At 39.1% G+C, this 18,486-nt stretch carries 16 protein-coding genes; 9 read left to right on the forward strand and 7 right to left on the reverse strand.

The features are described from left to right. Nucleotides 1–75: 75 nt before the first annotated feature. Genes PMAL9190_RS05860 through PMAL9190_RS05870 form a run of 3 tightly spaced genes read right to left on the reverse strand, consistent with a single transcriptional unit; the run spans nt 76 to nt 4,003 of the window. Complete coding sequence (locus PMAL9190_RS05860; protein WP_087844333.1) at nt 76–930, reverse strand: dimethyl sulfoxide reductase anchor subunit family protein; 855 nt, start codon at nt 928–930, stop codon at nt 76–78. Further along, nucleotides 930–1,559: a DMSO/selenate family reductase complex B subunit gene (locus tag PMAL9190_RS05865; protein ID WP_065167657.1), complete on the reverse strand. Its 630-nt coding sequence runs from the start codon at nt 1,557–1,559 to the stop codon at nt 930–932. The genes PMAL9190_RS05860 and PMAL9190_RS05865 overlap by 1 nt, the downstream gene beginning before the upstream one ends. Next, complete coding sequence (locus PMAL9190_RS05870; RefSeq protein ID WP_087844334.1) at nt 1,559–4,003, reverse strand: DmsA/YnfE/YnfF family dimethyl sulfoxide reductase; 2,445 nt, start codon at nt 4,001–4,003, stop codon at nt 1,559–1,561. The genes PMAL9190_RS05865 and PMAL9190_RS05870 overlap by 1 nt, the downstream gene beginning before the upstream one ends. A gap of 147 nt (nt 4,004–4,150) precedes the next feature. On the opposite strand from PMAL9190_RS05870, the gene PMAL9190_RS05875 reads away from it, so the two are divergent. The 5 genes from PMAL9190_RS05875 to PMAL9190_RS05895 all read left to right on the forward strand — a co-directional run bounded on the left by PMAL9190_RS05875 (nt 4,151) and on the right by PMAL9190_RS05895 (nt 7,172). After that, nucleotides 4,151–4,753 (forward strand): molecular chaperone TorD family protein, encoded by a 603-nt coding sequence (locus PMAL9190_RS05875; RefSeq protein ID WP_087844335.1) that lies wholly within the window; start codon nt 4,151–4,153, stop codon nt 4,751–4,753. After that, nucleotides 4,746–5,006, forward strand: a complete 261-nt coding sequence (locus tag PMAL9190_RS05880; RefSeq protein WP_087844336.1) for a 4Fe-4S binding protein — start codon at nt 4,746–4,748, stop codon at nt 5,004–5,006. Before PMAL9190_RS05875 ends, PMAL9190_RS05880 begins: the two co-directional genes overlap by 8 nt. Before the next feature lie 240 nt (nt 5,007–5,246). After that, nucleotides 5,247–6,092, forward strand: a complete 846-nt coding sequence (locus PMAL9190_RS05885; RefSeq protein WP_087844337.1) for a patatin-like phospholipase family protein — start codon at nt 5,247–5,249, stop codon at nt 6,090–6,092. Nucleotides 6,093–6,224: 132 nt separating this feature from the next. Next, nucleotides 6,225–6,878, forward strand: coding sequence for an oxygen-insensitive NAD(P)H nitroreductase (gene nfsB, locus PMAL9190_RS05890; RefSeq protein ID WP_087844338.1), 654 nt, complete (start codon nt 6,225–6,227; stop codon nt 6,876–6,878). A gap of 3 nt (nt 6,879–6,881) precedes the next feature. Further along, nucleotides 6,882–7,172: a putative quinol monooxygenase gene (locus PMAL9190_RS05895; protein WP_087844339.1), complete on the forward strand. Its 291-nt coding sequence runs from the start codon at nt 6,882–6,884 to the stop codon at nt 7,170–7,172. Nucleotides 7,173–7,284: 112 nt separating this feature from the next. On the opposite strand, the gene PMAL9190_RS05900 is transcribed toward PMAL9190_RS05895, so the two are convergent. Then, a complete protein-coding gene (locus tag PMAL9190_RS05900; RefSeq protein ID WP_087844340.1) occupies nt 7,285–9,171 on the reverse strand; it encodes an FAD-dependent oxidoreductase in 1,887 nt (628 codons plus the stop codon). A gap of 446 nt (nt 9,172–9,617) precedes the next feature. Between PMAL9190_RS05900 and PMAL9190_RS05905 the strand changes: the two genes are divergently transcribed. After that, nucleotides 9,618–10,232 (forward strand): histidine phosphatase family protein, encoded by a 615-nt coding sequence (locus PMAL9190_RS05905; protein ID WP_087844341.1) that lies wholly within the window; start codon nt 9,618–9,620, stop codon nt 10,230–10,232. Nucleotides 10,233–10,490: 258 nt separating this feature from the next. Then, nucleotides 10,491–10,772, forward strand: coding sequence for a hypothetical protein (locus PMAL9190_RS05910; protein ID WP_060997981.1), 282 nt, complete (start codon nt 10,491–10,493; stop codon nt 10,770–10,772). A 78-nt stretch (nt 10,773–10,850) separates the two neighbouring features. Here PMAL9190_RS05910 and PMAL9190_RS05915 read toward each other — a convergent pair whose 3' ends face one another. Continuing rightward, a complete protein-coding gene (locus tag PMAL9190_RS05915; protein ID WP_087844342.1) occupies nt 10,851–11,831 on the reverse strand; it encodes a GlxA family transcriptional regulator in 981 nt (326 codons plus the stop codon). A gap of 164 nt (nt 11,832–11,995) precedes the next feature. Between PMAL9190_RS05915 and PMAL9190_RS05920 the strand changes: the two genes are divergently transcribed. After that, nucleotides 11,996–13,846, forward strand: coding sequence for a beta-ketoacyl synthase (locus tag PMAL9190_RS05920; RefSeq protein WP_087844343.1), 1,851 nt, complete (start codon nt 11,996–11,998; stop codon nt 13,844–13,846). Nucleotides 13,847–13,925: 79 nt separating this feature from the next. Beyond that, nucleotides 13,926–14,945, forward strand: a complete 1,020-nt coding sequence (locus PMAL9190_RS05925; protein ID WP_235004299.1) for an HAD family hydrolase — start codon at nt 13,926–13,928, stop codon at nt 14,943–14,945. Nucleotides 14,946–15,051: 106 nt separating this feature from the next. Here PMAL9190_RS05925 and PMAL9190_RS05930 read toward each other — a convergent pair whose 3' ends face one another. Continuing rightward, nucleotides 15,052–16,731: an ABC transporter substrate-binding protein gene (locus PMAL9190_RS05930; RefSeq protein WP_087844344.1), complete on the reverse strand. Its 1,680-nt coding sequence runs from the start codon at nt 16,729–16,731 to the stop codon at nt 15,052–15,054. 369 nt (nt 16,732–17,100) lie between these two features. Beyond that, nucleotides 17,101–18,399, reverse strand: coding sequence for a DEAD/DEAH box helicase (locus tag PMAL9190_RS05935; protein WP_087844345.1), 1,299 nt, complete (start codon nt 18,397–18,399; stop codon nt 17,101–17,103). Nucleotides 18,400–18,486: the final 87 nt, after the last annotated feature.

Here is an 18,486-nt window from a genome sequence, read left to right on the forward strand (position 1 = left end):
TAATATAAAAACGCCATACAACTGCTTAATAGGTGTATGGCGTTTTATTGATGAGTGCTTATAGCATTAAATCGATTATATGATGCCAACAGTGAAGTGTAAGCCGTAGAAAACTCCGCGACCGATGAGCTCTGCAATAAACATCACGATAAAAGCCAGTAAACTAATGGCAGTAATTGCTTTAGTTTGATGTGCTTTAAGTGCAGAGAACAACCATAATCCTCCAGCTATCACCAGCAATACCAAGCGCGTAATAATTGACCCAGAGTACACTGCTAAATGTTCAGCCCCAGTTTGAATTGATGTAGTAATTGTTGCAATATCAACCAATTGCCAAGCTGTGATAACCAGATGTATTGCAATCATGCAAACACCAAAAATTGCTAGTTTAGTGTTTAATGTCGCAGTGGTTGTTTGGGTTAGATTGAGCAATACATAGCCCAGTAATACACCTGACATTAATACAGTGCCAATAAATTCAACGTAAGTAAAACTGCTATCCCAAACGGGTACGGTATTAATCAAGTATACTTTGATCATTGCCGCCATAAATACAATGCCAGCAATTGCCACAATAATACGTGCAATTTTTAATACAGATTCAGTCACTATTTTGAGCAGATCAGCTAACCAATACAGGCCACCTATAGCAAAAAATATACTACCAGTTAAGATTTCATTCGATAAACCAGAGTGACCAACACGGTTAAGCGCATTAAACGCCCGTAAAGGACTGCCGAGGTGCATAGTAGAAGCTGCAAAACCGATTGCCATAAATGCCCATAATACAATCATACTCAGTACTAAAGGTTGGCGATGTTTGGCTGTTGATCCCAATTGAGATAATCGTCCTGCTGTAATGATATAACCGCCGACGGCCGTTTGTGCTAATACAGTAAAGGCGACTAGGGGTAATTCAGGATATAGCATTATTTTACCTCTCGAGGATTTTGTAAAAACCCACTGGTATCACCCACAGGCTTGCCGTTTGGATTTAACTTAATGATCAAGTTTGGATGGGTAATGTTTGAATCTGGCAGTGGAGCACAATTAGCATTGGTGCCGTATTTTTTGCGTAGCTCACTGATTTCCCCAAATTCGATGGCGCGTAGTGGACAACTATCAACACAAATTGGCATTAATCCTTCAGCAACACGCTCAAAACAGCCGTCACATTTAGTCATATGTCCTTTTTCTTCACTGTATTGCGGTGCACCATATGGGCATGCCATGTGGCAATATTTACAACCAATACATACATCTTCATTGACGACAACTAAACCATCTTCTTCTCGTTTATGCATAGCCCCTGATGGGCACACTTTAGTACAAGCGGGATCATCACAGTGATTACATGAAATTGAGAGGTAATATGAGAATACATCTTGGCGAAATACACCGTTATTCTCACTCCAATTACCGCCGACATATTCATAAATTCGACGAAAGTTACGATCAATGCCCAGATCTTTATTGTCTTTACATGATAACTGGCAGGTCTTACAGCCTGTACATTTACTTGAGTCGATGTAAAAACCGTATTGTTTTTTCGGTGTCATTATACAGCTCCCATGCTTTTAACGAGTTTCACTTCAACGAGGTTGGTGTGTGATGGGTTTGATTTTGCTAACGGACTTGGGCGGCTGGTCGTGAGAACATTGATTGAACCTGCCTGATCAACACCTTTACTGTTGGGTGAATACCAAGCGCCTTCACCAAGGGCTGTGACATGGGGCATGATGCGAGGAGTGACTTTTACACGCACGTTAACTTCACCTTGTTGACTACGAACACTGACTAAATCGCCATTTTTAATGCCGCGAGGTGCTGCATCAACAGGGTTCATCCATAATTCTTGCGGCGCTGCAGCTTTTAAAATATCAACATTACCGTAAGTTGAATGGGCACGCGCTTTATAGTGGAAACCAGTTAATTGTAACGGGAATTGGTCACGATCTTTAGCATCCCAGCCATTAAACGTTGAGTGATACTCAGCGATAGGAGTGATGAACTCATCTTTACCAAGAGTCCATTCTTTGGCGATAACAGCCAACTGCTCTGAGTAAATTTCAATTTTTCCTGATGGTGTAGGAAGTGGATTAGCAATCGGATCTGCGCGGAAATCTTCATAAGGCACATGTGGGCGATCAAATTGCTTTTTATAGATCCCTTGTTTACGCATCGTGTCGTAATCAGGTAAATCGGGGTCATTATTTTGCTTAACAGTTTCAGCATACATCCACTGTAACCATTCTTCCTGAGTACGGCCTTCAGTAAAGGCTTGCTCAACTCCCATGCGTTTGGCGACGCCAGTCATGATGTCGTAAATTGGTTTACACTCAAAACGTGGTTTAATGGCTTGGCTTGCAAAAATGAAATAGGGCATGGACGCCGCTGCACCGTCCATGCAGAAATCTGATTGCTCTGATGTGGTACAGTCTGGCAGGACAATATCGGCGTATTTCGCTGATGAAGTCATGTGGTTATCAATTACCACAATCATTTCACAGGCTTTTTCATCTTGTAAAATATCGTGAGTACGGTTGATATCCGAATGTTGGTTAATCAGACAGTTACCCGCATAGTTCCAGATAAACTTAATCGGATTATTGAGTTTTTCAGCGCCGAGAATTCCGTCTGTTTTATCTGTCATTTCATTGGCACGGAAAATAGCATCGGTCCATAAAAACATCGGAATAGCGGTTTTTATTGGGTTTTCTACTTTAGGGAAGCGAACAAAAGGATAACTATGATTACCTTCACGGGCTCCTGTACCACCTCCTTGAAGACCCACTTGACCACGTAATAGAGATAGCATCATGATAGCTTTACATGCTTGCTCACCATTAGCTGAACGCTGTAATCCCCAACCTTGAGTAATGTAAGTGCGGTTAGCATTACCGATTTCACGCGCAAGTTTGATGATAATATCGGCTGGAATACCAGTAATAGGGGCTGCCCATTGTGGTGTTTTCACCGTGTTATCATCACCGTTACCTAAAATATAGTCTTTGTAGCTGCCATTCTTAGGTGCAGATGGTGGTAAAGTGGTGACATCGTAACCAACACAGTATTTATCCAGGAAAGGCTGATCTACTTTATTTTCTGTAATTAATACATGGGCAATTGCCGCACATAATGCCGCATCAGTGCCATGTTTAATTGGAATCCACTGATCTTCACGTCCACCGGCTGTATCGGTATAACGCGGATCAATACAAATAGTGCGAGTATGATGGATTTTTTGGCCATCAACAAAACTGTGAACTTGACCGCCACCAGACATACGTGTTTCTGCTGGGTTATTACCGAACATGATACATAAATCAGCATTTTGAACATCATCAATGCTGTTATTATCAACAAATGCGCCGTAGAAAAATTCACTCATACGCTCAATGTTTGCCGCAGAATAGTCACCATAGTGGTTCAAGTAGCCACCACAAAGGTTCATCATACGAGCGATAAGCGTGCTTGATGGATCCCAACTTTTTGTTACCGTTCCACCAAGGGTTCCAGTGCCATAGTTGAGGTAAATTGCATCATTACCATACTCTTTAATTGTATGCTTGAGGCTATTGCCGATGATATCAAATGCTTCATCCCAACTAATACGTTGAAATTTACCTTCACCACGTTTACCAATACGTTTTAATGGGTATTTGAGACGATCAGGGTTATAGACACGACGACGCATTGAACGACCACGTAAACAAGCACGTACTTGATGAGAATGGTTAAAGATATCGTCACCGGTGTTATCCGTTTCAACATATTTAATCTCACCATCAACAACATGCATTCTTAATGGACAACGAGAGCCACAGTTAACAGTACATGATGACCAAACTATCTGTTCATTGGGTTTGATTGGTGTTTCTTTAGCGATGGCTTTAACACTGGTGAATGGTAGGGACATTCCTCCTGCGGCAGCAGCCAGTAAAGAGCCACTTTTAAGCACGCTACGACGAGTTATGCTCAATGGCTTTTTTAAATTCGACACAATATATCCTTACAACATTACTCTTTATTTGTGATGGCGTAATTATGCCTTTGCCGAATTATCATTTATTGTTTTATGTCAATATATGTAAAATAGTTTCAAAGCATTATTATATTGTCGATATAAATTAATAGATAATGAGAAACTATGTTCATTTGTAATGATATGGAAAATATAAAAGTATTAAGCAGGATTATTGGTGGCTTGTTTTATTACCATCCGAGCCAATATGAAACAGTAGGTATTAATGCAGTTTTAGCATTAGATAACAGCGGACATTCTTTGTTTGATAACACAATAACAGCCATTTCGGCAACAGATCCTCATACGTTATCTGTCTGGCATGATCAATTATTCACAGGGATTGGTGAGATGGCTGCGCCACCTTGGGGCTCGGTTTATTTAGACAAAGAATCAGTGGTGTTTGGTGATTCAACGATTGCTTTTCGAGATTTTTTACAGCAAAACGGGATTGAATTTGAAGCAAAGCATAATGAGCCAGAGGATCAATTTGGGTTAATGGTGATGGTGATTGCTAGTTTAATTGAAGAACAACGATTTGAGGCTGTGACCGAGTTATTATCTGATCACTTATTGCCATGGTCTGGACATTACTTAGCGTTATTACAACAAGCTGCACCTGTTGGTGCTTATCGTAACTTAGCTGAATTAGGTCAACATTTTATTATAGAGTTAGCTCAGCTGTTTGATGCCGTTAAAACACCAACTAAGATATATTTCAATGCGTGAGTCAAAACAGTATAGCCGTCGTCAGTTATTTACTCATTTTGCGCGTCCACCCGTTAAACAGACTCGATTAGTGATCAGTAATACCTGTGATAATTTATACGGTTATTGTGAAAGCTGTGTTGATTCATGTTCAAAGCAGGCAATCATATGGTATGCAGATAAAAAACCAGTTATTGATACTGATAAATGCCATCGTTGTCTAGAGTGCATTGATGCATGCTTTATTTCAGCAATAACGATTACTGAGGTATGAGTAGTAATCGCTAGTGATGGTTGAAATTACATGTTTTATTTTTTGTAAGTTAAAAAAAAGCTTATATATTTACTAAATGGAATAACCTTCATCGAACTTTGTGGTTGTTTTTAAACTGAAATATGCAATAAAAGTATGCTTTTTCTATTATTGTGCACAGTAATATTTGGCTTATATTGATATTCTGATGTTATATGCAATTGGATTTCAATAAGTTTATAACTTATAAGGATAAACGTTATGAATGATACACCTAAGCGTGCTTTGGTTGTTGAGGGTGGAGCAATGCGTGGTATTTTTGCTACGGGTGTTCTTGATGCATTTCTTGAAAAAGATTATAACCCATTCGATTTTACGATCGGTGTTTCTGCAGGATCGATGGTGTTAATGGGTTACTTGTGTAAAAACCACAAACGTAATTATCAAGTGATTACGGAATATGCACGCAGTAAGTCATTTATTAACTACGTTCGCTTTGCAAAAGGGGGCAACCTTATTGATATTGATTGGTTATGGTCTGAAAGTATTAATAATTTGCCACTTGAAGTTGATAAATATGAAAGCCAAGGGATTCCGCTTTTTGCTACCACAACCAATATTGCCACTGGCGACGCTGATTATATTGAAGTTAAACGTGATAATTTACAAAGCTTGATGACTGCAACTTGCGCATTACCGATTGTTTACCGTAATTTTCCAAAAGTTGATGGCATTGCGATGAGTGATGGCGGCATTGCCGATCCTATTCCTGTTATTGAAGCCTATCGTCGTGGGGCGCGTGATATTACTGTCGTACTATCTCATGCACAGGCAAATTTTGTTCATAGCCACCAAGTGCCGTGGTTAACCCGTAAATTTTTTAAAACTACGCCAGTATTTGGTCAAGAATTCCTGACCAAAGAATCTCGTTATAATAAAGCATTGTACTTTATTCGTAATCCGCCAGCTGATTGTCGTATTACAGCTATTGTTCCTAACAAAGACTTTTTGATTAAGCGCCTAACACGTGATGTCAATAAATTAAATGCAGGCTATGAGCTAGGACGACAAGCTGGACTAAAGGCGGTTGAAGAGGATATGAAGTAACATCCATCATATTGCAATAATCGTTGCTGGTAGTAAAAATGAGTTTGGAAAATCGATACGGTGTATTGGTTTTCCTTTTTGTGAACTAAGAGTATGGTATAGCACTTAAGATTATATGGTATAGGAAAAATTATGACTATTGTAGATGCTGCCAAGAAGCGCTATTCAACTAAAGCGTTTGATCCTTCTCGTAAGTTAACAGATGCTCAATTAGAGCAAATTAAAGCGTTAATTCGATTAAGTGCTTCCAGTGTAAACTCACAGCCTTGGCATATTATTATTGCAGCTACAGACGACGCTAAACAACGTATAGCGACAGCTGCAGAAGGGCCGTATGTATTTAATAAACCTAAAATCTTAAATGCGTCACATGTATTAGTCTTTTGCTCAAAAACAACGATAGATGATGATTACTTAAATGATCTATTAGCGTGTGAACAGCAAGATGGTCGTTTCTCAAATGAACAATCCAAGCAACGCATGGTTGATGGACGTAACTTCTTCGTTGATTTTCATCGAAAAACAGTAGGTGACGCTGATCATTGGATGCAGAAACAAGTATATCTTAATATTGGTTCGTTGCTTTTAGGTGTTGCTGCAATGGGAATTGATGCGGTACCTCTTGAAGGTTTTGATCGTGAGACTTTAGATAAAGAATTTGATCTTAATGCGCAAGGTTTTACAAGCTTAGTTGTTGTACCTATCGGTTATCATAGTGCTGATGATTTTAATGCTGAGGTGCCAAAATCACGTTGGCAGAATGAGACAATTTTTACGGAGTGTTAACTGATGATTTATTTATTAGCAGAAATTAAAGCAAATGCTCATTGTATTGAGAAAGCACAAGCATTATTAGAGTCACTTATTGCGCCAACACATTTAGAAGCAGGTTGTGAAAGTTATAAATTGTTTGCTGATCAAAATGAAGCAGGTTTATTTGTAATGCAAGAAGTGTGGCAGTCACAAGCACATCTTGATGCGCATTTAGAAAGTGCTCATTTTCTTAACTTTTTAACTGCCGCTGATGAATATAAATTATTTGAGTATGTGAAATTACGTCCAATGAATTTAGTTGGGTAATGTAGCGTTATATCATGATATACGCTAAATAAAAGCCACTGCTGGTATTTGTTTGAGTAACAAATATCGGCAGTGGCTTTTTTATTGAATCTCAAGACTGATTTAGAAATAACTATGCTGAAATTGAGCGTAATCCACTAATTATTAAGTTTTTATCAACTTTATAATCAGTTGCATAATGACGCAGTTTACAATTATTACCATCATGGCAACCACAGCTGAGGCAGCGTTTAGCTTCGTTAATCGCAACTTGATCGCTATAACCAGTTTCAACCTCATTAAAACTTAAATGGCGTTCATGCAGCTTAAGTTCTGCCATCTTGTTACGCATCACTTGTGTTAAAGCATGTTCAAGCTCTGCTTCAATATCAGTGGCATTATTAGTTGATAATAATGAACGCATCACATCTTTGAGTTTGTTGACATGATCTGGACGAATTAAGTGTCCACGGCTAACATTACGTTCACGGAATGATTCAGTGTAAAGCTTCTCCATATCGCCACCAAAATTAGCATCAATAGCTTGTGCTGCTTTACGACCATCAGCAATGGCTTCAATGGCTGTTGCTGGTCCACGACGAAAATCACCGATACCAAAAATTTTGTCGACGCCTGAATACATCGTTTGCTCATCAGTATCAAGTGTGTTCCAACGACTCATTGGTAACTCAACGTTATCATCATCTAAAAAGCGCGTATCTGTTTTTTGTGAAACAGCGGCAATCACAGTGTCAAATTCAGCATAGATATATTCACCTGTTGCTTTAGGTGAGCAACGACCAGAAGCGTCAGGTTCACCCAGTGCCATAGTTTCTAATTTAACTTGGCATACGCGACCATTTTCATCTGCAATATTTTCAACAGGGTTGGTTAAAAATAAGAATTTAACGCCTTCATGTTCAGCTTCTTCAATTTCATATAATTCAGCGGGCATTTCATCACGAGTACGACGATAGATCAGGGTCGTGTCTGCGCCTAAGCGTAATGCTGTTCGAGCACAGTCGATAGCTGTATTACCACCACCAATCACGGCCACTTTTTTACCAATCGTGTATTGCTTATCCAATATTTGATCTTTTAAAAAGTCGACACCAAGATAATGGCCTTCAAGGTCTGTACCCTCATAGCGCATTTCACTTGCAAGTGAAGCACCGACAGCAAGGCACACAGCGTCATAATCATGTTGTAATGACGATAAGCTAAAATCAGCCCCCATTTTTTTATTGGTTTCGATTGTCATACCGTTACGACACATGATGTCAATTTCTTGATCTAACACGTCTTTAGGTAAGCGGTATTCTGGAATACCATAACGTAACCAACCGCCAGCTTGTGGCATTGATTCAAAAACTGTGACGTTGTAACCTTCATTACTCAGGAAGTAGCCACAACTTAAACCACCAGGGCCTGCACCAACAATCGCAATTCGTTGCGGTTTAGTTGTTTTTTTCGTTGGCGTGTAAGCCTGCATTGATGCTAAATCTATATCGGCGGCATAACGCTTAATTTGGCGAATTGCAATTGAACCATCAACTAATTTACGTTGACATTTGGCTTCACAAAAAGCCGGACACACGCGACCAATAGACAATGGCATTGGTAAGGTTTTCTTGATGACCTCAATCGCTTTTTGAGGTTGATTGGTGGCAATAAAATAGAGATAGGATTGAATATCTACATCAGCAGGGCAGGCAACTTGGCAAGGTGGCACGCTACAACTGATATTAGGGGCAGATAAAAGGTGCTCAAGCGCATGCTTACGGCGTTGGTTCAAAGCGGTAGAGGTGGTGGTTACGTTCATGCCTTCAACAGGGTAGACACGACAGGATTTGACCGTACCACGGTGCTCAATTTCAACGTCACATAAGTCGCAGTTCTGATGAAAACCATCAATATCACAGAGTGAGGGGATTGTAATACCGCATTGTTGTGCAGCGTTGAGCAAAGTTTGACTTTTATTTACCTTGAACGTTTTACCGTCAATAATGATATTTACCATTAAGAGTCTCTATTCTTATCATCGACTGAGAGCAACGTTGTTTTGATAACGCGGTGTGCCTCAGTGATTTTTAATTATTGTATGAATTACCTAAGAGGCTATATCCGTATAAGCCAAAGATACGAATTGCTTATAAACAAGCAGAGAGTAGACCGTAGCAAACTGTCTATTTTATATTCGTAGTACAAATAGGGGCGGCATAATATCATGATACCTTGTAGGGATAAAGAGGGCTTAATTGTAATGGGTTTTGATTTATTGTTTTTATAATCAACTGGTTAAAAAAGGTAAGCGTTTGCGTCATGTGCTTTTAATTGTGATTTAAATAACAATCTTGAGTAAGATTAATAAGAATAGTTGTGCGTTATTCAGGTTTGATTTTGGCTTAGTTATTGTTGGTAATGCCCAGATAGTATAATCTAACGTCCACTTTAAGGGGGAACGCCATGTCAAAAAGCATATTTTTATTACGTCACGGACAAACAGTTTTTAATGCACAGCAGCGTTTACAAGGACATTGTAATTCTAAGTTAACAGATTTAGGACAACAGCAAGCATTGGCGATTGGTTTATCATTAAAAACTAAATTAGCCAATAAAAGCCAATGGACTATTTATTCAAGCCCACTAGGTCGCGCTGTTCAAACTGCCGAAATTGTTGCACAACAAATTGGTATTGATCCAAATCAAATTGTACAAGATCCGCGTTTACAAGAGTTTTGTTTAGGTGATTGGGAACAAGCTTATATTCCTGATCTTAAAATGAAGCAGCCACGGCTTTGTGAGCAGAAAGATTGGTATTTAATGGCACCAAATGCTGAATCGTATTTTAACGTAAAAGATCGCATAGAAGATTTTTTAGCCGATATTTCTGTTTCTGAAAATGCGATTGTTATTTCACATGGTTTAACGGGAGCTGTTTTTCGTGGCGTCTATGTTGGCATGACTTATGACGAGGTTTTTTCTCAGGATTTACCGCAAGATGCCTATTTTTTATTAGCAAATGATAAAATTAGCCGTATTCAATGTGATATTCACAGTGTCATGAGTCTGACGGTCTAAATCATTATTACAGTAAACCCAGTATCAGCTTCTATCTAAAAAAGATTTATCTTTTCTTTTTCGATAAAGTGTAATAAAACTTACTCAAAGTGACAAATTTATACTTATGTTCATGGTCGGTTCATTTACAAGGCGCTACTATTTAGAACGATAATAAAAGTATTGAATTGATGTTCGCATAAGCAGACTTATCGGGTACATGATAAATGTTAAGATAACTTAACGGCCTGATTGATATGATTTTAGAGAGGCATGTCCATGAGAAATTTACTTACTGGTTTTTTTGCTGTTGTAATCGGCTTATTTGCAGTTTCTTTCGCAGCTATAATGGCACTATTTCTTGGTATTGCAGCGATGATTGCGAAACCATTTATTAAACGTAAACTTGCTGCCGAAGGTATGCAATACGAAGAAAAGAACTTTACAGAAGGTTTTGCTGGCCAAGATGAAACAATGAATAGTGTGTTTCGTCAACAACGTCAAACGGCATCAAATGTGATTGACGGCGAATGCGAAGATATAACAAGTCGAAAATTTTAATCGACATCGACATACCTATCATAATAAAAACGCTTAGCCTTATTGCTAGGCGTTTTTATTGGTTTTTTGAAATGTTGATTATTGAACGTTGTAGGCTTTTGCTTTCACCATATTGCGATACTGAGAAGGGCTAATATTAAATTCTTTTTGAAACCGTGTTGAAAAATGATACGGATCTTTATATCCCACCTGTTCTGATACATCAGACAATGACATTCCAAAATCACGCAACAATTCTTTAGCGGTTTCCATTCGTATTTTTTGCAGATATTGATGCGGTGCCTGGCCGACTTGGTCTTTAAATTTACGATTGAAACTACGTAGAGGTAAACCGCAATGCTGAGCAATTTGCTGAGTAGTTAATGGTTGTGACATATAACGTTGCATCCAGTCTTGTGCCTGAGCGATAGATTCATCAAATTGCACTTGACCACCAATTTCATAAAAAGGTTGATGACCTGATTTACTAATTTCATGGCCATAATGGGTTTCGATAGTATTAGCGATTTTCTGGCCATAATATTTAGAAATTAAAAATAGCACCATTTCTGTCTGTGAGTTGATACTTTCAGTGCAATAAAGGCCATTAGCCGAGGTAATAGAAGCTTGGCGGTTAAGTTTTATTTGTGGATAGCGTTGTGAGAATTTGTCATAAAAGTACCAATGGGTTGTAGCCGTTTGATGGTTTAACAACCCTGTTTCAGCCAACCAAGTAACGCCTGTCCCTGTGGCTATTATTTGCGCACCATTATGGTATTGCTTAATTAGCCATGCGGGTATTTGAGGATGCTTTGCGATTGAAGAAATAGGGTTTCCCCACATCGGCGGCACAATAATGATGTCAAAATTTGTCTCATCTTCAAAGGTAATATCGGGTTGAATGCGAATGCCTGCGGTTAACGTGGGCGATGCTAAACTGGAAGCAATCAGTTTAATTTCAAATGGCGATTGTTGCTGAGTTTTACGATCACGCAGACTTGCAGCACTGGTTAGCATCTCTGCACTTAATGAGATTCCGGTGATAAGTGCACGATGGAAAAGAATAAAACCTACCCGCATTATTTTTGTTTCCATGGTAATTGATTACAAAATATACGTTAGTGTAATATTTTGGTTAGTTTGGCTGGAATACAAGTAATTTTGGCACAAACGTAGAATGAATCATAGGTTAATACTGATATTCTGATTTCAACGGTGTATTAAATCGATCTCAGGATATTAAAATGGCAAAATTACCGCTCATTGTGGGTTTAGGTGGCATCAATGCTGCTGGTCGTAGTTCAGGCTTTCATAGCTATAAGCTGATGATCGCTGATGTACTATCTGATGATGTAATGCAATCAACATGGCAAGATCTCGCTCGTCGTATGGGATTGAGTGACGATGGCGCTATTACCGAAGATATTATTACCGCGATTAAAGCGGGCACCTGTGTGCGTCGTATCCATTCTTTCGATCCTGATAATTTGCTGTATCAATATAAAGCGAATTTAAATTCAGCAGATGATCAGATCACATTTACATTGCGTAAATCTAAATTACCTAATCATATTCCGTCAAACTGGCAAGTTGATATTCAAGGTACAAAAGCGGTGATCACCGTAATGGGAAACCTTGACGCATTAGTAGAAGGCCGTGTTGCTTTTCCTGTTTCAAGTGGCGGTAATATTCCTACTGGCTTTGAGCCAAGCAAATTATATAACTCTCGTTTTCACCCACGAGGCTTGTCGCTAACGGTATATGGTGCTTCAGATGCCCTGAATTCATTAGGTTTTGAGTGGGATGAGGTCTTACGTCATATTCGCCCAGATGAAGTATCAGTGTACGCTGGAAGTGGGTTAGCACAAATTGATGATAACTCGTTAGGGGGCATGATTGCTGCACACCTTACTGGTGGCCGTGTTAGTTCAAAGATGATGGCACTATCTTTTGCCGAAATGCCTGCTGATTTTATTAATGGCTATGTGATCAACAGTATTGGCGCAACAGGTACGAATATGGGGGCATGTGCAACATTCCTTTATAACCTTCGCCAAGGTATGCATGATATTCAGCATGGCAAAGCAAAAGTAGTGATTGTCGGTAATGCTGAAGCACCAGTAGAGGCAGAGATCATGGAAGGCTTTAGAGTGATGGGCGCTCTGGCTGAAGATGAACAATTAAAAGCGCTTGATGGTATCGATAGTGTTGATAATCGTCGAGCTTGTCGTCCATTCTCATCTAATGCTGGTTTTACAATGGCAGAGTCTGCACAATTTGTGGTGCTGATGGATGATGAATTAGCCCTTGAGTTAGGCGCTAATATTTATGGCTCTGTGGCTGATGTGTTTGTTAATGCTGATGCTAATAAAAAATCAATTTCAGCGCCAGGTGTAGGTAACTATGTCACTGTGGCAAAAGCGGCGGCATTGGCAAAGGCGATCCTTGGTGAAGAGGGCATGAAGCAAACATTTGTCCAAGCACATGGTACCGGAACACCACAAAACCGCGTAACAGAAAGCCATATTCTTAATGAAGTTGCTAAAACGTTTGGCATTGAAAGTTGGCCTGTTGCTGCCATTAAATCGTATGTAGGCCATTCAATGAGCGCCGCTGCTGGTGATCAACTTGTTGCTTCTCTTGGTGTATGGCAATACGGTTGGTTACCCGCGATTAATACCATTGATCATATTGCTGATGATGTACATTGCTCTAATTTAAATATTTTAATGGAGCACACCTATGCTGGTGAGTGCGGTCAAAACTACAAAGCCGTTATTCTTAATGCTAAAGGTTTTGGTGGCAATAATGCATCGGGTTTAGTGTTATCGCCACAACAAACTATTGCGATGCTAACCGCCAAATACGGTCATGATGTAATGGCTGCTTATCAAGTACGCCATCAGGCTGTTAAAGCTGTTACCAGTAGTAATGATATTAATGCATGCCAAGGACAAGAAACTATTCGTTATCAGTTTGGTGAAGCGGTGATGGACGAGCATTCAGTAACCATTACACCTGATGCGATTAAATTGTCTGAGTTTGAACATGCTATTGTGCTTGATAGTGTTAACCCTTACGCAGATTACAACTAGAATCAAAGAAAACAACAAGCAGGTTATTGATGACCTGCTTTTTATTATCATCAAAAACAAATAACAAGGATCTAGCTTTGTGACTAGAAAAAAAAGGGTCGCGATATGGGTGGGCATTGCCACGTTACTTGCCGCATCAACATCAGCTTATAGTGCAACATGCACTCATGATGGTGACGTTTTACCATTGTGGAATAGCAGTGCGAGTCGTAGTGCTATTACGCAGTTTGTTAACGAAGTAACAACCGTCGGTAATCCCGATTACGTCAAGCCCAGTGCACGTATTGCGGTGTTAGATAATGATGGTACCTTGTGGCCTGAAAAACCAACTTATACGCAGTTTTTGTTTGCCTTTAGTCAGATTAAGCATGAAAGTGCACAACATCCGGAGTGGAAAACAGAAACACCGTATAAGTGGGTACTCGATAACAACACTAAAGCTATTTTTGCAAAGGGATGGAGCGCTTTACTGCCTATTCTTGCAACATCACAAGCAGGGTTAACGCCTGAACAATATAATAAAGATGTCTTAAATTGGCTCTCAACAGCGCAGTCGCCTCGTTTTAAACGACCCTATACTGATTTAGTTTATCAACCGATGATAGAGTTGATTGATTATCTCCATACGCACAAATTTAAGGTGTTTATTGTAACGGGTGCTGGTGGTGCGTTTGTTAAACCGTGGAGCGAAGCTATCTATCACATTCCCGCAGAAAACGTGATTGGTACTGCCTTTGGTTATACCTATAAAGACGGCACACTTATTAAAAACAATAAGTTAGTTTACATTGATGACGGTCCACAAAAAGCGATTAATATTGCGACCATTATTGGTAAGCGTCCTATCCTTGCGGTGGGTAACTCAACGGGCGATAAAGCGATGCTATCATGGACAACCTCTCAAAAAGGCGCCAGCCTAGGGATGTTGATCCATCATACTGATGCTGAACGTGAGTGGCAGTATGGCGCTGATTCTTTTGAAGGTAAATTCACTCCAGCATTGATGCAAGCAGCAAAACAGCACAAGTGGCAAGTGGTGGATATGAAAAAAGATTGGTGCCGAATCTTTCCGACTAAAGCGGAACGTCGTTCATTATAGATAGTGAGCGATATGACGTAGTGCTATAGCTAAAATGCATAACAGAGCACAACTAAAAAAGCCGAGTAAGATAGCAATCTTAACTCGGCTTTTTGTTAGTGAAAAATTATGCTTTCGGTGCTACTACAGGTTTAAGGTCAAGTACATGTAATACACGCTCTGGTGTTCCTTCCCATATCATAGGGCGTCCTTTCGGATTGGCTTCATTCCACCATCCAGTAAAGCGTTTGGTGTTGTATTGATAGAAATTAGGGCCAGATAAAACAGGAATCGTTACCATGTTCTCAGCTAATAATGCTTGAATTTTATGTGCAATAGTTATTTGCTGATCATGTTTATTGGTTTGGTAAAAACTATCAAGTAAGTTATCTAACTCTGCATTTTTCCAAAAGTGCATAGCAAATCGCGGCATGCCATCTTTCTTTTGGTAACGAGAATGATAGGCAGATTCCCAGTATTTATGCGGGCTAGCGCCGTGGAAATAGTTGGTATAAGCTATATCATAGTCAGCGGTGATCATTGCTTGGTTATAGACAGAAAAATCAGGTGTACGCGCTTGAGTTTTGATACCTATCGCATTTATTTGTTCGGATGCTAGTAACACAATATTATTGAAATCGGTCCAACCATTAGGTGATTGTATCTCTAATGTCAGTTTTTTACCGGTTGGTGTCTCTACAAACCCATCGCCATCTCTATCAATAAAACCTGCCTTTTTCAGTAATGCTTTGGCTTCTTTCACGTTATGAGTCATATAGGGTTTATATTTATCATGGGTTTGTTTATTTGACCAAGATTCAAAACCATAACCAAGCCCTGAAGCAAAATCATTCACCTTACCGTTTCCATAAATAGCGATATCAATGATTTCTTGACGATTTAAACTCATTGAAAAAGCACGTCTAAAATCAATATTTTCAAGGGCTTCTTTCTTAGCAGGATCAGTTGAATTAAAGTTTAATACAAAAGACTGTGTGCCAGCAGGTGGGTACCAATAGCCATGATTTTTAGATGCATTAACAAATACACGATCAATATCGGGGACGAATGATCCTGCCCAGTCAATTTCAGAGTTGATTAAATCAGCCAAGACTTGATCATTATGGTTCTTTTGTGGAATACGCAAGCAATCGACTTTTAACTTATCATTATCCCAATAATGAGGGTTACGGCATTGAGTAAAGAGACTCGGAGTAAAACGTTCAATCTCTGTAAATGGCCCCGTACCGACAGGATGTTGATTGGTAAAGGTTTCTGGTTTATCTATTTTACTCCAGATATGTTGTGGCACGATAGGAATACTGACCACATCATTAACTAGGCTAGTATTGATTTCATTAAAAGTAAACGTAACTACATAATCATTATCTTTTTCTATTTTGCTGATACGCTTAGTGATCCCTCTGTCATCTAATGCATTGTTTTTCTTTATCATATCAAAGGTGTAGATGATATCATCAGCAGTAAATTGTTCCCCATCAGACCATTTAACATCATCACGTAGATCAAATGTTAGTGATAATAAATCATTACTAACGGTATAATTTTTAGCGAGACGAAATACCGGAATATTGCCTTTAAGTTCGTTGAATATAACCAAAGGTTCATAAATAAAATCACGGGCAGTATGTAAACGAGAGTTTATAAATGGATTAAAATTTCGAATTAACTGCGGGTTATGATTGGGAATAATGGTTAAGTATGATTTTTCATCCGTTTGTTCAGACGCTAAAGCAGCGGTAGACATAGTGGATAGTAGGGCAATAAAGGTCAACGATAGTCGCATATATACCTCAAACAAAGTTAAATAATATCAATAAATAACATAATTTTGTGAGGCCATTAAAAGGTGTATTTTTTTACGGATCAATAGCATAAATGCATTCTTGATAGAGGCTTAAAAAGGGAAGATAAAAAAGTGGTGTTATTCGATCATCATCGGTGCTTTATTTTACGAAACAGATCATATTTTATAGATAATATAATTTATTGAGTTAGTGATAAAACAGATAAAGTGACGTTTCATGAGGCGATGAAGTATTATAATAAATAATATTACGTTGCATATAATAACGTAATATTACAGAGTGTCGTCACAAAAAAAGCTTCGATAGTGATTAACCATCGAAGCTTATGATTGATTCAGATTTGAAAATTACTTCTTCAAACGAGTGATCTTAGTTGCTTTGCTGCTAATTGCTTTACGCAAACGAGCACGACGCTCAGCAGCAGATTGATCTTGAGTCGGATTATTTTGACGACCTGCACGATCACGGTAAGCTGCTTTGGTGTTCATACGCTCAACTAATGCATCACGGCTTTTAGGCTCGTAACCTTCTAATTGTACGCGGTGAATACGTTGATTAATCAAACGCTCGATTTGAACTAAAGTGAGTTCTTCTTCACGGCTAACAAATGAGATTGCATTACCTTTTTGTCCTGCACGACCAGTACGGCCAATACGGTGTACATAGTCTTCAGCAAGGAAAGGCATGTCGTAGTTTACAACATATGGTAGATTCTGAATGTCTAGACCACGGGCAGCAACTTCTGTGGCGACCATCACGCGTGCTTTACCTTCTTTAAACTCTTCTAATGCACGTCGACGTGAGCTTTGGGCTTTATCGCCGTGGCAAAGAACCGCTTTAATACCATCAAGTTTTAATTCTTTAACTAGCTGGTTTGCCGTTTCTTTGTAATTCACAAAAACTAACACTTGTGGCCAGTTTTTCTTACCAATTAATTCAGATAGCATTTCACGTTTGCGATCTTCATCGACAGGGTAAACAACGTGTGCAACTGTTGATGCCGTGCTGTTTTCTGGTGTAACGGTAATGCGTTGTGGTTTACGTAGAATATCCGCTGCTAATGCATTCATCTGCGCTGACGAGGTTGCAGAGAACAACATCGTTTGTGGCTTAGTGCGAATATCTTCTAAAATAACGCGAATAGCACCGATAAAGCCCATATCAAGCATACGGTCCGCTTCATCAAACACTAAAAATTCTAGGTTAGCTAATGAAACATTATTTTGTTCCATGTGCTCAATTAAACGACCCGGTGTTGCAACGAGAATATCAACACCTTGCTCTAGGCGTTTTTCTTGTGTTGCCATTTTTTTACCACCAAAAATAGCCGTACAATTAATGTCGGTGTATTTCGCGTAGTCGTTAATATTTACTGAAATTTGCTCTGCTAATTCACGTGTTGGTGCAAGAATTAATGCGCGAACGTTAAATCGGGTTTTGGTTGCTGGCTTATCCAATAATTTTTGAATAATAGGTAATGCGAAAGCTGCTGTTTTGCCAGTACCTGTTTGCGCTAAAGCTAAAATATCAGCACCACGTCGTGCTTGAGGAATGGCTTTTTGCTGAATTGGGGTTAATTTCTCATAACCCACCTCAGTTAATGCTTTAACGAGATCTTGAGAAAAACCTTGAGATAAAAATGACATGCTGTGTTCCTAAACTGTCGGCCTATGCCGATTACATTCATAAACTGATGATTTTTGTCAGCTTATGAATGTAATCTGCGAATAAAA

The organism is Photobacterium malacitanum (genome assembly GCF_900185615.1).
Taxonomy (GTDB): domain Bacteria; phylum Pseudomonadota; class Gammaproteobacteria; order Enterobacterales; family Vibrionaceae; genus Photobacterium; species Photobacterium malacitanum.

Coding starts and splice junctions, on each gene's coding strand:
- PMAL9190_RS05860 (WP_087844333.1), bottom strand. CDS start 930: ATGCTATATCCTGAATTACCCCTAGTCGCCTTTACTGTATTAGCACAA.
- PMAL9190_RS05865 (WP_065167657.1), bottom strand. CDS start 1,559: ATGACACCGAAAAAACAATACGGTTTTTACATCGACTCAAGTAAATGT.
- PMAL9190_RS05875 (WP_087844335.1), top strand. CDS start 4,151: ATGTTCATTTGTAATGATATGGAAAATATAAAAGTATTAAGCAGGATT.
- PMAL9190_RS05880 (WP_087844336.1), top strand. CDS start 4,746: ATGCGTGAGTCAAAACAGTATAGCCGTCGTCAGTTATTTACTCATTTT.
- PMAL9190_RS05885 (WP_087844337.1), top strand. CDS start 5,247: ATGAATGATACACCTAAGCGTGCTTTGGTTGTTGAGGGTGGAGCAATG.
- nfsB (WP_087844338.1), top strand. CDS start 6,225: ATGACTATTGTAGATGCTGCCAAGAAGCGCTATTCAACTAAAGCGTTT.
- PMAL9190_RS05895 (WP_087844339.1), top strand. CDS start 6,882: ATGATTTATTTATTAGCAGAAATTAAAGCAAATGCTCATTGTATTGAG.
- PMAL9190_RS05900 (WP_087844340.1), bottom strand. CDS start 9,171: ATGGTAAATATCATTATTGACGGTAAAACGTTCAAGGTAAATAAAAGT.
- PMAL9190_RS05905 (WP_087844341.1), top strand. CDS start 9,618: ATGTCAAAAAGCATATTTTTATTACGTCACGGACAAACAGTTTTTAAT.
- PMAL9190_RS05910 (WP_060997981.1), top strand. CDS start 10,491: ATGAGAAATTTACTTACTGGTTTTTTTGCTGTTGTAATCGGCTTATTT.
- PMAL9190_RS05915 (WP_087844342.1), bottom strand. CDS start 11,831: ATGCGGGTAGGTTTTATTCTTTTCCATCGTGCACTTATCACCGGAATC.
- PMAL9190_RS05920 (WP_087844343.1), top strand. CDS start 11,996: ATGGCAAAATTACCGCTCATTGTGGGTTTAGGTGGCATCAATGCTGCT.
- PMAL9190_RS05930 (WP_087844344.1), bottom strand. CDS start 16,731: ATGCGACTATCGTTGACCTTTATTGCCCTACTATCCACTATGTCTACC.
- PMAL9190_RS05935 (WP_087844345.1), bottom strand. CDS start 18,399: ATGTCATTTTTATCTCAAGGTTTTTCTCAAGATCTCGTTAAAGCATTA.